This window comes from Microbacterium hibisci (genome assembly GCF_015278255.1).
Lineage (GTDB): Bacteria > Actinomycetota > Actinomycetes > Actinomycetales > Microbacteriaceae > Microbacterium > Microbacterium hibisci.
The window spans coordinates 408,539-426,234 of the sequence record NZ_JADIJC010000004.1; the positions used below are offsets into that span (position 1 = coordinate 408,539).

17 protein-coding genes are annotated in these 17,696 nt (G+C 71.5%); 10 read left to right on the forward strand and 7 right to left on the reverse strand.

The genetic code is table 11. The features are described 5' to 3' along the window. Nucleotides 1-509 precede the first annotated feature (509 nt). A complete protein-coding gene (locus IM770_RS10100; protein ID WP_203580995.1) occupies nucleotides 510-1,031 on the forward strand; it encodes a hypothetical protein in 522 nt (173 codons plus the stop codon). 240 nt (nucleotides 1,032-1,271) lie between these two features. Here IM770_RS10100 and IM770_RS10105 read toward each other — a convergent pair whose 3' ends face one another. Continuing rightward, entirely contained in the window at nucleotides 1,272-1,775 is a 504-nt protein-coding gene (locus IM770_RS10105; protein WP_203580996.1) for a hypothetical protein, read from the reverse strand. Nucleotides 1,776-1,901: 126 nt separating this feature from the next. Between IM770_RS10105 and IM770_RS10110 the strand changes: the two genes are divergently transcribed. The 5 genes from IM770_RS10110 (at nucleotide 1,902) to IM770_RS10130 (ending at nucleotide 5,081) form a co-directional block, all read left to right on the forward strand. Next, complete coding sequence (locus IM770_RS10110; protein WP_203580997.1) at nucleotides 1,902-3,104, forward strand: MFS transporter; 1,203 nt, start codon at nucleotides 1,902-1,904, stop codon at nucleotides 3,102-3,104. Between the two features lie 63 nt (nucleotides 3,105-3,167). Further along, a complete protein-coding gene (locus IM770_RS10115) occupies nucleotides 3,168-3,395 on the forward strand; it encodes an RNA-binding S4 domain-containing protein (RefSeq protein WP_203580998.1) in 228 nt (75 codons plus the stop codon). Nucleotides 3,396-3,492: 97 nt separating this feature from the next. After that, nucleotides 3,493-3,810: a hypothetical protein gene (locus IM770_RS10120; protein ID WP_203580999.1), complete on the forward strand. Its 318-nt coding sequence runs from the start codon at nucleotides 3,493-3,495 to the stop codon at nucleotides 3,808-3,810. 80 nt (nucleotides 3,811-3,890) lie between these two features. Further along, complete coding sequence (locus tag IM770_RS10125; RefSeq protein WP_203581000.1) at nucleotides 3,891-4,352, forward strand: GNAT family N-acetyltransferase; 462 nt, start codon at nucleotides 3,891-3,893, stop codon at nucleotides 4,350-4,352. A 96-nt stretch (nucleotides 4,353-4,448) separates the two neighbouring features. After that, the gene (locus IM770_RS10130) at nucleotides 4,449-5,081 is read left to right on the forward strand and encodes a hypothetical protein (protein WP_203581001.1); all 633 of its coding nucleotides are present in this window, start codon (nucleotides 4,449-4,451) and stop codon (nucleotides 5,079-5,081) included. A gap of 29 nt (nucleotides 5,082-5,110) precedes the next feature. On the opposite strand, the gene dinB is transcribed toward IM770_RS10130, so the two are convergent. Beyond that, nucleotides 5,111-6,307 carry a DNA polymerase IV gene (gene dinB / locus IM770_RS10135; protein ID WP_203581002.1) on the reverse strand — a complete coding sequence of 399 codons (1,197 nt, stop codon included), beginning with the start codon at nucleotides 6,305-6,307 and terminating at the stop codon, nucleotides 5,111-5,113. Between the two features lie 68 nt (nucleotides 6,308-6,375). After that, nucleotides 6,376-7,314 (reverse strand): DUF1214 domain-containing protein, encoded by a 939-nt coding sequence (locus tag IM770_RS10140; RefSeq protein WP_203581003.1) that lies wholly within the window; start codon nucleotides 7,312-7,314, stop codon nucleotides 6,376-6,378. Nucleotides 7,315-7,471: 157 nt separating this feature from the next. On the opposite strand from IM770_RS10140, the gene IM770_RS10145 reads away from it, so the two are divergent. Continuing rightward, nucleotides 7,472-7,654: a hypothetical protein gene (locus IM770_RS10145; protein WP_203581004.1), complete on the forward strand. Its 183-nt coding sequence runs from the start codon at nucleotides 7,472-7,474 to the stop codon at nucleotides 7,652-7,654. Between the two features lie 85 nt (nucleotides 7,655-7,739). Here the strand turns inward: IM770_RS10145 and IM770_RS10150 are convergent, their stop codons facing one another. Then, complete coding sequence (locus IM770_RS10150; RefSeq protein WP_203581005.1) at nucleotides 7,740-8,825, reverse strand: DUF998 domain-containing protein; 1,086 nt, start codon at nucleotides 8,823-8,825, stop codon at nucleotides 7,740-7,742. 133 nt (nucleotides 8,826-8,958) lie between these two features. Beyond that, entirely contained in the window at nucleotides 8,959-9,573 is a 615-nt protein-coding gene (locus IM770_RS10155; RefSeq protein WP_443673272.1) for an antibiotic biosynthesis monooxygenase, read from the reverse strand. Nucleotides 9,574-10,820: 1,247 nt separating this feature from the next. Here IM770_RS10155 and IM770_RS10160 point away from each other — a divergent pair. Beyond that, complete coding sequence (locus tag IM770_RS10160) at nucleotides 10,821-12,599, forward strand: DEAD/DEAH box helicase (protein WP_203581007.1); 1,779 nt, start codon at nucleotides 10,821-10,823, stop codon at nucleotides 12,597-12,599. A 70-nt stretch (nucleotides 12,600-12,669) separates the two neighbouring features. Here the strand turns inward: IM770_RS10160 and IM770_RS10165 are convergent, their stop codons facing one another. Then, nucleotides 12,670-13,962: a glycosyltransferase gene (locus IM770_RS10165; protein ID WP_203581008.1), complete on the reverse strand. Its 1,293-nt coding sequence runs from the start codon at nucleotides 13,960-13,962 to the stop codon at nucleotides 12,670-12,672. Nucleotides 13,963-14,110: 148 nt separating this feature from the next. Here IM770_RS10165 and IM770_RS10170 point away from each other — a divergent pair, with 148 nt between their 5' ends. Both IM770_RS10170 and IM770_RS10175 read left to right on the forward strand, forming a co-directional pair. Next, nucleotides 14,111-15,889, forward strand: a complete 1,779-nt coding sequence (locus IM770_RS10170) for a glycosyl hydrolase family 18 protein (protein ID WP_203581009.1) — start codon at nucleotides 14,111-14,113, stop codon at nucleotides 15,887-15,889. A 133-nt stretch (nucleotides 15,890-16,022) separates the two neighbouring features. After that, complete coding sequence (locus IM770_RS10175; RefSeq protein ID WP_203581010.1) at nucleotides 16,023-16,976, forward strand: SGNH/GDSL hydrolase family protein; 954 nt, start codon at nucleotides 16,023-16,025, stop codon at nucleotides 16,974-16,976. A 60-nt stretch (nucleotides 16,977-17,036) separates the two neighbouring features. On the opposite strand, the gene IM770_RS10180 is transcribed toward IM770_RS10175, so the two are convergent. Continuing rightward, nucleotides 17,037-17,696: a TetR/AcrR family transcriptional regulator gene (locus IM770_RS10180; protein WP_203581011.1), complete on the reverse strand. Its 660-nt coding sequence runs from the start codon at nucleotides 17,694-17,696 to the stop codon at nucleotides 17,037-17,039.

The window sequence follows — 17,696 nt, forward strand, 5'->3', positions numbered from 1 at the left end:
CGGCATCAGAGGAGCCCGACGCCGCGGCGCCGTTCGAGCAGCAGGACGCCACCGCCCGCGAGGACGGCGAGGCGGATGAGGTGGTCGCGTCGGCGGACGACACCGACCATGAGCCCGCTCCCGAGTCGGCAGAGCACGATGACGCCGAGACCGACTCCGAGCACAGCCCTGAGCACTCGGAGCACAGCGAACAGCACCGCGAGCGCGACGACCCCGGCGGGCGGCACTGACCGCCGACGACTGAGACGGTGACGGACGGCGCACCCCCGGCATCCGTCACCGTCCACCGGATGGGTGATCTTCGTCGCGGTGCGTCGCGCCACGGGCGAGAGCGCGGCTGTCGTCATGACTCGCGTGTGCGTGACCCCGACGCCCTGACGCGAGGCGCCCCGGCGGCGTCGGTGCCGGTGGCGGGCGGATCCCGTCCCGTTCAGGATGGTGGAAAACCCGCACGGAAGTCGATGGACAGCAGGGTGGGGCGGGTTCGACGCGCTGCCTACCGTCGAGGGATGACCTCTTCACCTCACGATATGTCTCTGCCCGCACGAGGGAGCGGGCACCCGGATCGCCGCGGGATCGGGCTGCCCGTCCTCGCCGTGCTGGGTCTCGCCGCTCTGGCCGTTCCCCGAGCGATCGCCCACGACCTCGACCTGGTGCCGCAGCCGTCGATGGCGAACACGCTGCTCGCGGCGGTGCCCTTGGTGATCTGGGTCGTGGTGGCCGTGCTGTGGTCGCGGCGCCCGCTGCTGTCGCTGGTGGTCGCGGGCGGCATCTACGGCGTCGCGCTGGCGGTCGTGCACAACATCTCCTGGGCAGCGGTCTGGGGAGACACCCCGCCGCGGCTCGGCGGGAATCTGACCGGCGTTCTCGCTCCCGGTATGGATGAGACCCTCCTGCGCGGTGCCACGACGGTGAGCAGTCTTCTCACCGGCCTGGCCACCGGCCTCATCTGCGGCCTGATCGCCTGGGGCGTCCAAGCGCTGGTCCGCGCGAACGGCCGTGTCCTCCCGCTCCGGAGCGGTGACGAGTAGACAGTCCGACGCTCGAAGGTGGAGGCTGGGGAAGTGGTCGATCGCAATCGCTCTGCAGGCTGGCGAGTAGCCGCTGCCGTGGGGAGCACGCTCCTGAAAGCGGTCGGCTTCTTCCTCTCGGTACTCAAACCGCCGGAACAGGCGAATGCCCAGACGATGCTTCCGCCCGAACCCTTCCCGTCGCGCAGAGACGAGTACCGCCCCTGAGTCGGACCAGGGCGACGCCCTGCGCGTGGACCGTCACTCGCTCACGTCTCCGATTGTCGTGATGGTGTCCGGAAGGGTGTCGCCACTGTCGGCGACGACCCGCCGGAAGTCATCGCCCTCCCGGACGTAGAGGCCGGCCACAGCCCCGGTGACGAAGTACTGCGTGCCTGCTTCCGCGGGCAGCATGGTCGGGGTCAGGAAGAGCAAGTACTCCTCGCCGACTTCGAGCGCGGGCGGCGCGATCTGCCGAACCTGGACTGTGTCGCCCACCGCGGCGGGAGCCCTGTCATCGTCGAGGTTCGCGCCCAGCCGAGGGTTCGTCGGGGCATTGGTGACGGTGATCGTCGAAACGGTCACGTCGTCTGCCACCGACTGTTCCGCGACGGTTCCCACGACGATCGACGAACTGTCGGCCGCGAGAGCGTCGACGCTGTTGTAGAGGGTGTGTCGACTGCCAGAGGTCGACTGCGAGCAGCCGGCGAGAGCGCCGCCGACGGCGATCCACAGGACCAGAAGACCTGCGATCTTCGTCCGCATGCGCACTCGCGTTCCTGGCAACCCCGCCCCCTTCAGATTGGCCAACGATACTCCGGACCGCTCCGCCGCCGACCGCTTCAGAGCATCCGGCGTGGAGGTGGCGCGGCGGGCGTTAGATTCGTCAGGGTGACCGACCCTTCCTCGCAGCCTGACCGGGCGACGGGGAGACGCCCTCGCCTGGCACCCCTGTACGCCGCGGGGTTCGTCACTGCGTTCGGCGCGAACGGCGTCGCCGCGGTGGTGGGCGGCACGCACCAGGAGCTGGGCTTGTCGCTGGCGTGGTTGGGGTTGTTCCTGGCGCTCTACGACGTCGCCGAGTTGATCCTCAAGCCGGTGTTCGGCGCTCTCTCGGACCGGATCGGTCCTCGCCCGGTCATCGTCGGAGGACTGATCGCCTTCGGTCTGGCCTCGCTGATCGGTGTGTTCCTCACCGATCCGATCTGGCTGGCCGTGACCCGGTTGCTGCAAGGGGCCGGTGCATCGGCGTTCTCGCCCTCGTCGTCGGCGGCACTCGCACGCCTCGCCCCGGCGGACCTCAAGGCCACCTACTTCGGTCGCTACGGATCGTGGAAGGGTCTGGGATATGCGGGCGGCCCGCTGATCGGTGCCGGGATCGTTCTCGTCAGCGACATCCGGATGCTGTTCGTTCTGCTCGCCGCGATGTCGGTCGTCACCGCCATCGCCGTGCTCGCCGCCGTCGAACCGATCGCTCCGCTTCCACGTCAGCGATCGACCCTTGCCACACTGGTGCGGGCGGTCACGGCGCGCGACTTCCTCATTCCCGTCACCGTGCTCTCCGTGGGCAGCGCTGCCGTCGGCGCCCTGGTCGGCATGCTGCCGGCGCTGGCGACGGCACTCGGCATCCCGCTCATCGCCTCCGTCGGCGCGGTCACGCTCCTCGCGATCACCTCCTCGCTCGCCCAGCCCGTCGTCGGCCGCTGGAATGACGCGGGACGACTCCGCACGCGCACCGCCAGCGTCACCGGAGCCGGCGCGATCGCCGTCGCCTTCCTCCTCGTTGCGGCGCTCCCGTCGGCCGCCACCGTCCTGGCCGCGGCACTGCTCACCGGTGCCGGCGTGGCGGTGCTCACGCCGGTCGCGTTCGCGCACCTGGCAGCGACCTCGCCGCCCGAGCGCCTGGGCCGCACGATGGGCACCGCCGAACTGGGCCGCGAGACCGGTGACGCGATCGGGCCGCTCGTCGTCGGCACCGTCGGAATGATCACCCTCCCGCTCGGATTCGCCGCCTTCGGCATCCTGGCCGCCGCGGGCGCGCTGGTCGCCACGCGGCTTCCCCACCGCGAAGAGCACCCCTCGCGTGCCTCGTAGACTGACCGACATGCCTGAAGCCGTCGGTCGCCGCATGGTGACGTGCGAGGAGAAGCGTCCCGAATGATGAGCTCGACTCCGATCACCGACATCTCGATCGCCGGTGACGTCATCCGCCTCGGGCAGTTCATCAAGTTCGCCGGGCTTCTCGATTCCGGCGGCGACGTGAAAGAGGCGATCCTCGACGGCCTCGTGCGCGTGAACGGTGAGATCGATCGGCGACGCGGACGACAGCTGCGACTCGGGGATGTCGTCAGCTTCGAAGGTCGCAACGTGCGGGTGTGCCCCTGAGGGCGCTTCCTCCCACGGGGCGACGTTGGCGGAAAGCGCGCGACGGTTGCCCGCTCACCCGGGTGCGCGGCATCCGTCTTCCGCGCACAATGACGGCATGACAGCGCAGAAGAGCATCGTCCGGATGTGGCGTGGCGGTGTGCGGAGCGAGGATGCCGCGGAGTACGTGGCCTACATCGACCGCACCGGCATGCGGGAGTATCGGGAGACGCCCGGAAACCTCGATGCGTGGATGCTGACACGCGACCTCGGCGACGGCACGACCGAGATCGTGACGGTGTCGCGGTGGCAGAGCATCGAGGCGATCAAGGGGTTCGCCGGCGCCGACATCGAGACCGCCGTGTACTACCCCGAGGACGACCGCTACCTCGTCGAGCGCGACGACGTGGTCCGCCATTGGACGCAGGTCTCGTAGCACCCGGACGCGGGCTCCGACCTGCCGCGCGCAGGAGGGTCGGGTTGCATGGATGCCCTCGCCTTGAGGATGCTCGAGGAGTGACCGGTGCGGTGGTACGCAGAGCGACGAGCGAGGACGCAGCGGCGCTCGCCGAGCTGAAGGTGATCTGGGCGGGACGGCGGAAGCCTGCTTCGGCCGAGGAGGTGCGGTCGTTCTCAGACGACCTCGCCTCGTGGATGAGTGCGCAGGGAGACTCGCTGATCGCCCGCGTGGCCGAAGGCGACGATGGTCTCGTCGGCATGGCATGGCTCGTGATCTTCGACCGCGTGCCCGACCTCGACGATCGACGCCGCTCGACCGGCGACATCCAGAGCGTCTTCGTCCTGCCGGAGCATCGTGGGCACGGCGTGGGCCGGGCGCTCGTGAATTCGCTGCTCGAGGAGGCAGACGAACGCCGCATTCCCAGGGTCACGGTGAGCGCGAACGATGCGGCGGTGCCGCTGTACCTCGGGGCGGGATTCCGTGCATCACCGGTCCTGCTCGAACGCAGACCGGCGTAGGACCGCCCTCGGTACAGGACAGGCTGGATCCGCTCCGTCTCGGACGGACACCAGAATGGGCGAATCCCGGCGACGCGGCACGGCTAGCGTGGGGGCATGCAAGGACGCAGAACGACGTGGCTGGTCGGGGGCATCGCATTGGTCGCGTGCGGCGTGGTCGGGATGCTCCGGTGGTCGTTCCTCGGTGAGCCCGGCGCGACGGCGGCGCTCTCGCTCCTCGCGGATGCGCTGTGGGCCGGGGCGATCCTGCTCCTCGCCGTCGGCCTCACCCGCGAGCAGAGCGTCGTGGCGCGCAGGCCGCTCGGGCTGGCGTCGGCGGCGATCGTCGCGGTGTGGCCGCTGATCGACACGCTGGTCAGCCTCTTCCTCAGCCCCTGGACTCCCGATCAGGCCGAGGCCCTGCTGTTCTGGGCGTACCTCGCGATGGTGCTGCCGGTGCTCGCCGGGCTCATCGCCGCGGTGCAGGTGGCGCGGGCGGGGATCATCCCGCGCCCGTGGAACCAGGCGCCGCTGTGGGTGCTCGTCGGTCAGGTCGTGTTGTGGGCGGTGCCCCAGGCGATGGGCGTGGCGGCGCCGACGGTCATCATGCAGATGCCGGGGCTGCTCTCGGCACTCGGCATGCTCGGCTTTCTCGCGGGCACCGTGGGGCTCGGCATCCTGTCGATCGTCCTCGCACACCGCTCACGCGAGGCGACCGTCCCGGTCTTCTCGTCGCCGGCAGCCGAATAGCCGTTCTCCCCCTCGAGGGCCGGTCGGCGTCACTCGTGCTCGGGCAGCACCGGCGTCGACCAGCCCGGGTCGCGGCCCAGCTGGGCGGCGCGGGAGACGGATGCCGCGCCGAAGCGATCGCGGACCGCGTCGAGGACGGTGTCGAGGCGCACGCCGTCGTCCCAGTCGAGCGGCAGCTCGGGCGGCACGCTGTCGGCACGCGCCAGCCCCGACAGCGAGACGCCGATGAGCGTGATGCCGCGCGCGGTGATCTCAGGCTGAGCGGCCGCCAGCAGACCGCGCGCCATGGCGAGCAGCACCGTCGTGCTCCCCGTGGCGGAGCGGAGGCTGCGTGATCGCGTGGCCTTGGCGAAGTCGCCGTAGCGCAGGCGCAGCACGACCGTGCGGCACACGCGGTCGCCGTCGCGCAGCCGCCTGCCGAGGCGGTCGATGATCTGGCTGAGGATCACGTCGAGCTCTTCGGGTGAGCGCGGGCGGCTGCCGAGCGCGCGCTGCGAGCCGATCGACCCGCGCCGCCGCGTGCTGTCGACCGGCCGGGGGTCACGCAGCCGCGACAGCGCGTGCAGGTGGGCGCCCGCCGCTCTCCCCAGCAGGCGCTCGGCGGTCGCGGCCTCGAGCTCGGCGAGCTGACCGACGGTGCGGATGCCGAGGCGATGCAGCTTCTCGGCCGTGACCGCGCCGACGCCCCAGAGGCGCTCGACCGGCAGCGGCAGCAGGAACTCCTCTTCGCGCTCCGGCTCGACGATCAGCAGCCCGTCGGGCTTGCTGACCGCGCTCGCCACCTTCGCCAGGAATTTGGTGCGCGCGACCCCGACCGAGATCGCCAGCCCCACCTCCGAGCGGACCCGCTGCCGCAGCCCCACGGCGATCTGCTCGGGTGAGCCTGCGATCCGCCGGAGGCCACCCACCTCGAGGAAGGCCTCGTCGATCGAGATGCCCTCCACGAGCGGCGTCGTGTCGCGGAAGATCGCGAACACGGCCTTGCTGGCCGCCGAGTACGCCTCCATGCGGGGCGTCACGACCACGGCGTCGGGGCACAGCTCGCGCGCCTGCCGGCCTGCCATCGCGGTGCGCACGCCACGGGCCTTCGCCTCGTAGCTCGCCGCCAGCACCACGCCGCCGCCGACGATCACCGGCCGCCCTCGCAGAGCAGGCGCGTCACGCTGCTCGACGGACGCGTAGAACGCGTCGAGATCCGCGTGCAGCACGGTCGCCTCGCCCCGCATGCCGCCCCTCCCGCCGCTCCTCCGCACTGCGGATCGTCGCACCTACCTGCGACATCGGCGGCCGCGGATCAGGGAGCCAGCGCCGGAAAGGACCAGTCGCCGTCGAGCACCTCGGGCCGCGGCCGGTACAGCCGCACGAGGTAGTTCCACCCCTCCGTGATCGGGAGCGCGTTGGGGGTGTCGTCGGGGTAGTCGCCGAACCGGACGGTGATGGTGCCGTCGTCGTTGCGGACGCCGGTGATGTTGTTGATCGTGTAGGCGCCGCGCTCGTTGGGCTCGAAGAAACCCGCGGCGTTGTAGACCGAGATCGACCAGAACCCGTCGACGGGGACGTCGCCGATGGTGAGCTCGTAGCGGCCCACCGGGAGGCGGGGGTCGACGCCGATGTAGCTCGCCTCGGCGGACGGCAGGCCTCCCCACCCCGCCGCCGTGCCGATGAGGTGGCGCACCGGGTCGACCTCGTCGCGGGAGCCGAACGTGCGGTCGAAGCCGGTGAGGTTGCGCGCGAGCGCGAGCAGCGCGTCGCGCGTCTCATCGAGCGTGGTCTTGTCGTATGCGGGCGGCTCGAACGCGGTGGAGGAGCGGGCCGACAGCCCGACCTGATTCTGCAGGTCACCGACGGCGGCGACGTCGGCGGCGTCGTTGGGGTCGACGAGGATCCGCAGTGCGACGACCACGTGGGCAGAGCCGAATCGATCGATCGACAGCTCGTGCGAGCCTGCGTCGTGGAAGACGGCGTTGATGTGGTGGTTCTCGTTCACCACCATCGCCGAGAGGTAACGGTCGCCGTGGTCGGGGATCGTCAGCGTGGCGCCTTCGCTGATGTCGACGACGGCGAAGCTGTACAGCGTGTCGCGGTTGAGGCGGATCACCGTCTGCCTGTCGATCGCGGCCGGTTCGCGGTTGTGCAGGAACCGGTTCACGCCGCCGGCGTCTGCCTGGAGGTCGTGCATCATGCGGTGGGTTTCGGCGAGGGCGAAGTTATCCACGTTGACGAGAGTGGTCATGTCTTCGATCTTGGCAGGCCGCCGCGCCCGACTTCACCCGCCGGTCCCGTCGGGGCGATGAGCTGCCGCCGCCACCCTGCCGCGCCGGGTTTGTCAACCGGGGTCCGCGCGAGCGCACCACGGCCTACAGTCCTTCCAACGACACGGGAGGTCGACCATGAGCGAGAACAAGGACACCCCGACGCCCGACCCCGAGGGCACGCCGAAGCCGGGCGGCCTCGGCCCGGACAACACGATCCCGAACGACCCCGACGGCGTCGCCGCCGGTCACACGGGCGAGCCGTCGACGTTCGAGCCCGAAGAGGACGAGCAGGCCCCGGCCAAGGACCAACGCGCCTGAGGAAGACCGCTCCCGGCACGAGGGCCTCACGGCCCGGATCGAGTCGTGTGATGACGGATGCCGGGGGCCGCGGCATCCGTCACCGTCAGTCCCTGCGCCCGGCGACGCCGAGGAAGCGGATGAACACGGCGATCCAGCCGAAGATCAGCGCGAACACGATGATCTCGAACGCCGTCAGGGAGAAGTAGCCCACCGCGGGGATGAAGAGGATGACCGACGCCACCATCGCGCCGAGGAAGCCCCACGAGGCGACGAAGTAGGTGCGCGGCATGCCCCGGAGGAAGTTGGGACCGCCGATGAGGAGCACGAGGAACATCGCCGCCATGCCCGACGCGGAGAGATTGTGGAGGGCGAGGTTCACGTCGACCGGGAAGATGCCGACGCACGCGAGCATGATGCCCATGACGACGAAGAGCACCGGCACGGTCCGCGGTCCGCGCGGATTCTCGAGAACGCCCGCCGCGGCGAGCTCGCGCATGTCGTTGGCGATGTAGACGGCGAAGGTCGTGACGAGAAGGCCGGCGGCGATCAGGGTGCCGTTGAACACCCAGGTGGACAGGTCGTCCTCGAAGGTGCCGAGGTGGCTGAAGTGGATCGTCCACCAGCGCGGGTCGGGGGTCGTCACCATCGCCGTGAGCGTGCCGATCGCGATGAACGCGAGGAGCAGCGACGACATGCGCTGCGTGGTCATGGCCGACACCGACAGGTAGACGATCCAGGTGGTGAGGCCCAGCGTCACGGCCATGAGCACGACGGCCCAGAACGTGACGATCGGGAGGCCGATGAACCCCATCGCGAGTACGCGGTACAGCGCGTAGACGGCGACGAACGCGAGCGCGGTGTGCACGATGACGACCGAGACCGTATTGACGGTGTACTTCCACGACGGCAGCGAGTGCCGCCACTCCTGGCCGGGGCGATCGCGCGAGCGCCAGTACTCCATCGTCGAGGCCACCGCGGCGACGACCGCCGCGCCGACCGCGGCCCAGACGGCGAACGAGTCGGCCTCGCCGGCCAGTTGCAGGTCGGGGGCGAACAGCCCGACCACCAGGCCGTAGAGAGCGCCCAGCGCGCCGGCGGAGAGGGCGGCGTACACCGCCTCCGACTCGGCGCGACGACCGGGCGTCGGCGCCTCGGCATCGGAGGCCGGCGAGGTGTTCAGTGTGCTCACGAGGTCAGAGTACGACCGCGCGAGATTTCGAGGGGCGAACGGCGGGACAAGATTCGATCACGGATGCCGCACCCGGCCGCACGGGACGGCTCGGTCCGGGTGGGGGACCGGCCTGCGGCGGCGAGCACCCGGGTCAGCGCTGCAGCCAGGGGCGCAGCATCCGTGTCACCCAGGGCAGCACCGCGTACGTCATCACCGGCGTGAGGAGCACCGTCGCCAGCAGCACGCGGGCGATCAGCGGCCACTCCGCGAAGCCCGGGATGAACCCGAGGAGCCACGAGGCGAGGAGGTTCGTGGGGAAGAAGCCGAGCCAGATCGTGACAGCCTGCTTCCAGCGCGGCGGGGCGGCCGGGATGGGCTGCTGCACCGGGCCGGTGGCCGGCCCGGAGCCGGTGCCTGTGTGGCGCGACTCGACGTGCGTCGCGAACGGAGCGTCGAACCAGCCCTCGATGCCGGTCCGCCGCTCGACCCTGACCTCGCTCGCGAAGGCGCGGCCGGAATCCAGCCACCACGAGCGCTGGGGCGAGTCCTCCCAGGCTTCGAGCGTCGGGATGTCGCGGAAGCGGTAGAGCATGTACCAGAGGTCGCTGCCCTCGCCCGCGCGGACCCAGCCCGACCCCAGGAAGCCCGCGAAGCCCGCGGCGAGGTCGGTGCCCGCTTGCATCCAGCTCGTGGCCTCGGCGGTGCGGGAGGGGTCGATGCGCCGTTCGATCGCGACGGTGATGGGGTGGGCCACGGGTTCTGCCATGGCATCCATTCTCCGGTGGGCCCCGGCGCGGGCGCGGTCACGGTGTCGCACAGGTCGTGAGCTCGCTCCGGCGCGAGGGCGGGAACGAGCGCGAGCGCCCGAGCGCGTGCGAGCGCCCGGGCGGGCGCGGGCGCGTGCGGGCGTGCCAGCACGCGCGGCAGCCTCAGCAGCCAGATGCCCATGGTGACGAACGCGACGAACTCGAACAGCGCCAGCGTGATCAGCCCCGCGGTCAGCACCGCCATGCCGGCGGCGAGCACCGCGACGCACAGCGCTGTGCACCATCGGAAGGCACGGCTGCGGCCGGGGATCGCGAGGCCGGTGGCGACCGTCGCGAGGAACGACAGCCCCAGCCCGGTCGCGATGAGGTCGTGCATGACGGTGCTCACCGGGATGGGCACGAGCCCCACGCCGGTGAGGTGCAGGCCTGACGACACGACCGACGCTCGGAAGGCGCGGCCGGGCCGACGACCGCGGCGTGATCCCTTCGCGGCGGGACCGCGCCGGGTGCGTCGCCGAGCGGCCCGGCGGGCCCGGGGCGCGGCGCCCGGCAGCGCGACGGCGAGGAAGACGCCGTAGGTCGCCAGCAGGAAGCCCGAGAAGATCGTGATGGTGTTGAACACGCGGCCCGAGAGGTCCGAGTGCGTGCCGAGCTGCGAGAAGTGGAGCTGCCACCACGTCGCGTCGTGCGTCGCGAGGATCGACACCGCGACGCCGACGGGCAGCGAGAGCACCGCCAAGCGCCCTATCCGGTGCGCGAGGGCCGAGACGTCGGGCGCCGGGGGCGGCGACACAGCGTCGGTGCCGGCATCCGTCGTCCTCGCGGCAGCGGGATCGGTGACGCGGTGGCGTGCCGGACGGGTCGCCGGCGATGCGACGGGCGACAGGGTGACGGATGCCGCTGCCGAACGCTGCATGGCGGGAGCGCTGATGGCGTCGGAAAGGGTCGTGGGAGGCATACGACTCACGATCGGTTCTCTTTGCGACGTGCCCCCGCGCCGAGGACCCCAAGACCCCCGATTCGGCGCTCGTCGGTTTTGACGACAAATCCCCAGTTCACAGCCATCAAGAGCTGCACGCGGCGAACCGCTGTGCCCACAGTAACCCGCAGACCCGACAGGTGGCTGGTGGTCGTCTCGCGGCGACCCGGGGCGGACCGCCCCCGCGGGTACGCTGGGGGAGCCGGTCACGCGCCGTCAGGTGCGGCGGCCGGGGAGTGCCGCGGACCCGCACGCAGAAGGAGCCGGATGCCCAAGAACAAGAAGCCCGGCGGCGGACGCGCGGCGAAGAACTTCGATCCCCGCTACAACCCCAAGTACCGCTCCGCGAGCGAGGGACGGGAGTCGGCCGACGGCAAGCGGCGCCCCGGGGAGTCGTCGACGGGTAAGGTCGGCAGTCGAAGCCCTGGTCACCGCGGGTATCGGGCCGACGCCGAGGGAGGTCCGGGTGCCGCCGCGGGGCGACCGGGCTCACACGGCGCGGGCCGTTCCGGCGACGCCGGCGGCGGTGCCGGCAAGCGCCGGTGGACCGAGCAGGAGCGCGCGGGGCGCGACGAGGCGCGAGCGATCCGCACTCACGCGCGCGACACCCGGGGGCGCGCCGGCGGGTCGGCGGCGGGGGAGCGGCGGGACGAACACTTCCAGGGCGGGCGCGTTGATTCCGCGCCGCGCCGAGATGACCGGGGTCGCGGTGCGCGGGGCGGAGCCGCACCGGTGCGTGACGATCGCGCCCGGGCCGCGCAGGGCGGGGCCGCGACGCGACGAGACGACCGCGGTGGAGCCGCCCGCTCCGGCGACTCCTCCCGCAGCGACGTCGTGCACGACCGGCTCGACGCCGATGCCGTCGTCGCGGACGACCTCGACGGCGTGACGTTCGGCGATCTCGGCCTCGGGCAGAACATCGTCAAGACGATCGCGGAGCTGGGGGCGCAGCATCCGTTCCCCATCCAGGCGGCGACCATCCCGGCCATCCTCGACGGACGCGACGTGCTCGCGCGCGGACGCACCGGCTCGGGCAAGACCATCGCGTTCGGCGCCCCGCTCGTGGAGAGCGTGCTGCGCTCGCAGGCGGGCCAGAAGCGCGAGATCGGTCGGCCGCCGCGCGCGCTGATCCTGGCTCCCACGCGCGAGCTGGCGCTGCAGATCGACGCCACGATCCAGCCGATCGCCCGCAGCGTCGGCCTCTTCACGACGCAGATCTACGGCGGCGTACCCCACGCGCGTCAGCTCGGAGCCCTGAAGAAGGGCGTCGACATCGTCATCGGCACGCCCGGCCGCATCGAAGACCTCGTCGAGTCCCGCGCGCTCGACCTCTCGCACGTGCGGGTCGCCGTGCTCGACGAGGCCGACCACATGTGCGACCTGGGCTTTCTCGAGCCGGTGCAGCGGCTGATGCGGCGCACGCCGCGTGACGCGCAGCGCCTGCTGTTCTCGGCGACGCTCGACGGCCAGGTCGCGACGCTCGTGCGCGAGTTCCTCGCGGAGCCTGCCGTCGTCGAGGTGGCGGGCGAGACGCAGGGCTCGGGCACCATCGATCATCGGGTGCTCGTGATCGACCACCGCGACAAGCGCGAGATCCTGCGCGCGCTCGTGGATCGCGATGGCAAGACCCTGGTCTTCACGCGCACGCGTGCGTTCGCCGAGATGCTCGCCGAACAGTTCGACGAGGACGGCATCCGTGCCCTCGCCCTCCACGGCGACCTCGACCAGGCCCGCCGCACCCGCAACCTCGAGAAGCTCACCTCGGGTCGCATCGGCGTGCTGGTGGCGACGGATGTCGCAGCCCGCGGCATCCACGTCGACGACATCGATCTCGTGGTGCAGGCCGACGCGCCCGACGAGTACAAGACCTACCTGCACCGCTCGGGCCGCACCGGGCGGGCCGGACGCGCCGGCACCGTCGTCACACTCGTGACGCGCGGCCGGCGCGAGCGGCTCGCCGACCTGCTCGAGCGCGCCGACATCGAGGCGCCTTTCGACGAGGTGCGTCCGGGCGACGAGCTGCTCGCGGAGCTCGCCGGCCGCTGAACGCGCGGCGCGTGTGGCACGCGCGGCACGCGCGCCGCGCGTGCGCGCTGCGCGAGGGCTCGACCGTCGGTCAGCGGGCGGCCGCGGCGAATTCCTCGATCAGTTCGGCGGCGCGCGGAGCCCCGCCCCGCGAGCGAAGGTCGACACCGATGCGCTCGGCGGCGGCTCTCATCGCCGGATCCGTCGATGCGCGTTCGTAGCCACGCGCGACCTGTTCGGCGGTAGGGGTGCCCGTCCGCAGGTCGACGCCGGCGCCGATCCACGCGACGCGGGCGGCGATCTCGGGCTTGTCGAGGTCGCCGCCGGCGATGACCAGCGGAATGCCGTGGCCCAGTGCGGCGAGCGTGCCGCCCCAGCCGCCGTTGGTGATCACGACGTCGACGCGGGGGAGGAGCGCGTCGTACGGCACCATGCCGGCGACGCGCGCGTTCGCCGGCACTGGGAAGGGAAGCCCGTCGCGGCCGCGGACGCCGGTCGACACCACGACGAGCACGTCGCGGTCGGCGAGGGCCTCCAGCGCCGGACGGATCAGGTCGGAGGGGTCGATGTTCTGCGTTCCCTGGGTCACATGCACGACGGTGCGTCCGTAGAGGTCGTCCCACCACGGCGGGAGCGGCGACGCGGATGCCGCGATCGTGAGCAGTCCGACGAAGTCCAGGTGGGCCGGGCGATCTGTTCGTGCGAAATCGAGTGCCGGCGAGCCGGTCGCGAGCACCCGCTGCGGCGAGATCACGGTCTGCTCGAGCGTCAGCGGCGCCGCGGGCAGCCCGACAGCGGCGCGCGCCCGCATGAGCGGCCTGGTGAGCGGGCGCATCGCCAGCGGCGCGATGCCGCGAAGTGCCGCATCCCTCCCCCTCGTGAGCGGGTTCCGGCCCGGCGCGAGCCCCATCCCGCTCGGCGGGCCCTGCGAGCTGGTCAGGTGGAGCGGCACAACGGCCACCGTCACCCGCGGGCAGCCGGAGCGGTCGGCGAACAGCGCCGCGCCGACGGAGGTGTCGTCCGCGACGATCGCGTCCCACGGCTCTCGGTCCCACTCCGCCTGCAGGTCGGCGACCTGTGCGGGGGCAGTGTCGATCCAGAGGTCCTGAAGGTTGATGAAGACCTGCCGCAGGCCCTTCTTCCCCCGTAGGCGGGGGAAGGTGGCGGACAGATCGTTCTCGTCGAAGTCCGGGGCTGCGCGCCACGGCACGAGCGCGGCGCCGGATGCCTCGATCCCGCCGCGAAAGGCCTCGCCGGTGTAGAACCGCACGTCGTGACCGCGCGCGACCAGGGCCTGCGTCACCGCGCGGAGCGGCGTGACATGCCCGGTGAACGGCATCGCTGCCAGCAGGAACCGCGCCATGCGGCCATCGTGGCGCAGCACGGCGATCACCGCCAGGGACTCCGGTGGCGTGGAAAGGCTTCCGTCAGGAGGACCTCCGATGCCAGAATGGTGAGCACGGTATTTGTTAGGACGGTTGCCTAATTACCCGTGCCTCGGATGCCTCCCCCTCACAACCGAAGGAGCTCGTGTGTCGAAACATCCCCTCCCGGCGCTCGCCGCCGCCATCACCGGAGCCCTCGCCGTCGGCCTGGTCGCCGCGCCGCCGGCCCTCGCGGCATCCGAGGATGCCACCCCCACCACCACGATCAACGGCTACCGCAACGTCGGCTACTACGGCCAGTGGCGTGCGACCGGCGAGGCGCAGGCCACGCTCAAGCGCCTGTTCGTCGACGGTGCGGCGGGCGCGAACCTCACCCATCTGAACTACTCGTTCGGCAACATCGCCGGGGATCTGGACGCGCTCGATGCCGCCCGCGCCGCCGGGGCGCAGGGTCTCGACGACGTCGAGCCGTACACGTGCTTCATCTCCGACACCCCGGCGGCAGGCCCCGGCCAGACCGACACCGCGGGCGACGCCGACAGCGACTTCGTGCACGCCCTCACCGCCGAGCAGTCCGTGCTCGGCATCGCCGACACCGCCACGCAGAAGCTCGCCGGCAATTTCAATCAGCTCGCCCAGCTCAAGCGCCTGCACCCCGACCTCAAGGTCAACGTGTCGCTCGGCGGGTGGTCGTGGTCGAAGTCGTTCTCCAAAGCCGTCGCCACCGCCGAGCGACGCGCGGCGCTCGCCGAGTCGTGCATCGACCTTTACATCCGCGGCGATCTTCCGGTGATCGACGGGCGCGGCGGCGCGGGCGCCGCGGCCGGCATCTTCGACGGCTTCGACCTCGACTGGGAGTGGCCGGGTGCGCCCGACTGGGCGCAGGAGGTCGGCAACTCGGTCGACCCGGTCAACGACAGAGCCAACTTCATCGCGTTCGCGGCCGAGCTGCGCGCTCAGCTCGATGCGCTCGAGGCCGAGACCGGCGCCGACTACGAGATCTCGGCGTTCCTGCCGGCCGGGCCGACGCAGATCAACGCCGGCGGCTGGAACAGCCCCGAGCTCTGGGCGAGCCTCGACTACGGCAACCTGCAGGGCTACGACCTGTGGGGCTCGTGGACGCCCGAGACCGGGCATCAGGGCAACGTGTACGGCGATCCCGCCCACAACTGGGGGCTCGGGCTCGACACCGTCGTCGCCTCGTACGTCAACGCCGGCGTCGAGCCGTCGAAGCTGAACCTCGGTCTCGCCGCGTACGGGCAGGGATGGACGGATGCCGAACCCGAGCCCTGGACCTTGTCCGGCGGCGGCATCGGCCAGATCACGTGGGACCAGCTGAAGGCCCGTGACCTCGAGATCCACCACGAGCGCACCGTCGACGGCCGCTTCAATGCGACGTGGGGCTACGACGCCGGCGCGCGCCAGTTCTGGTCGTTCGACGACGAGGTCGCGGTGGCCGAGAAGACCGCCTGGGCGCTGTCGAAGGGTCTCGGCGGCGTGGACTTCTGGGAGGTCGGCAACGACGTCGCGGGCGATCTCTCGTCGGCGTCTGCCGCCGTCCTGCGGGCCGCGGCCCCGGGGCCCGTCGCCGGTGGGGAGCTGCTGTCGTGCGCGACCACTCCGGATGCCGCGGCCCAGCCGTGGAACGCCGGCACGACGTACCGGGGCGGCGAGCTCGTGTACCTCGACGGACGCGTGTTCGAAGCGCAGTGGTACGCCAAGGGCGACGAGCCGGGCACTTCGGTCCGCGGCCCGTGGAGCACCCTCACCGCGTGCGGCGTCGACCCCGACACGGTGCAGGACTGGTACGCCGACCGCATCTACGTCAAGGGTGACCAGGTCGTCTTCGACGGCGTCACCTTTACGGCGCAGTGGTGGAGCCGCAACGACATCCCCGGAGGCAAGCACAGCCCCTGGAAGCGCTGACCTCGCTTCCGCCGACACGGCGGGCGTCCTCGAGAGGGGCGCCCGCCGTGCGCGTTCACACTCGTGCGTCGTGCCGTTGCCGGGGCTGCTCGCGCGCTCGGCCCCTTCCGGCGGCCCCGCGCCGGTGGTATAGGTGAGTCCATCGACGACGGCGTCGATCGGCTGGGGAGTCGAGGGACTGGGGGTTTCGATGGACGCATCATCGGTGCGCGCGCACGCGCACGAACGCGGGAGGTCGGTCGCGGCGCTGATCGCGATCTTCATGGCGGTGTGCCTCGTCGCCGTCGCAACGCCGGCCGACCCGGCGGGGGCGGCGCAGGTGGTGGCCGCCAAACCCGGCGGCGGCGGTGGCGCCGGCAACGGCGGCGGCAAGCCGGGCGGCGGGGGCGGTACGACCGAGCCCGTCTACGCGGCGGTCGGCGACTCGTTCGCGGCCGGAGTGGGTGCCGGGAGCTACCTCGACACCTCGTGCTACCGCAGTTCCCGGAGCTACCCGAAGCTGCTGGACGCCGACACCGACAAGCTCCTGTCGGCATTCCTCGCCTGCTCCGGGGCGAACACGTCGGCGGTCGTCGGCCAGGTCGCGGGCGTTCCCGCAGGTGCGGCGCTGGTCACCGTGACCGTCGGCGGCAACGACGTCGGCTTCGCCGACGTGATGCAGAACTGCTTCGTGCTGCCCAACTCGACGTGCGCGTCGAAGATCGCCGCCGCCTCGGCGATCGCCACCTCCGACGCGTTCGCTGCGAACATCGCCGGCGTGATCACGGCGATCAAGGTCAAAGCCCCGGCCGCACGGGTCGTCGTCGCCGGCTATCCGCTGCTGTTCGCGCTCACCAACGGCGTCAACACCAAGTACTCGTGGGCGGATGAGGTCAACGCGCAGACCGTGGTGCTGAACGACCGGATCCAGGCGATCGCGCTCGCGAACGGCGCGGCGTTCATCGATGTCGAAGACGACTTCGCCGGCCACGGCATCGGCAGCTCGGCACCGTGGATCAACGACTGGAGCTGGTTCAACACCACCAACGGCTTCCATCCGAACGCGTCGGGCTACATCGCGTACGCCGCCGCCATCCGCGCGGGCTGACACAGGCGGAAGGGGACGGATGCCGGGGCCCCCGGCATCCGTCATCGCCGCCGAGTCGGATCAGGTCGTGGCCGCGCCGATCGACGCGACCATCGCCGGGTCCGCGCCGAGTGAGGTGAGCCGTGCGCGGAGCGCGGCTTCGGCGCGGCCGTAGGGCTCGACGCTCGCGTGGAGCAGCGAGCGGGTGTTGGCCGCCTCGAGGAACGACACCATCTCGAACGTGAGCTGCCGCGCGTCGTCGAGCAGGGGGAGCTCGCCGGCCGCCATCGCGTGCTCGATGCTGGAAGTGAGGTAGTCCTCCCACTCGCCGGAGGCGGCCACGATCGCGTCGCGCACCACGCCCTGCTTCGCGTCGAACTCGACCGAGGTCGCGGCGAAGAAGCAGCCGCCGCTGAAGACCCGGTCGCGGGAGTAGGCCAGCCAGTCCGCCAGCAGCGCGCAGACCCGGACGAGTCCGCGCGGCGTGCGCGCACGAGCCGGCGCGACGACCCGGTCGATGAACACCTCACGCGCCGCCGCGACGACGGCGAGCTGCAGCTGCTCCTTGGAGCCGAACAGCGTGGCGATGCCGCTCTTGCTGTGCCCCGAGGCATCCGCCAGCCGGCCGATCGTGAGCCCGTCGAGACCGTCGATCGTCGCCGTGTCGACGGCGTGGGACAGGACGGCGCGGCGTGACTCGTCGCCTCGTAGGCGGCGGCGGTCAACCGGGGCTTGTGTCAC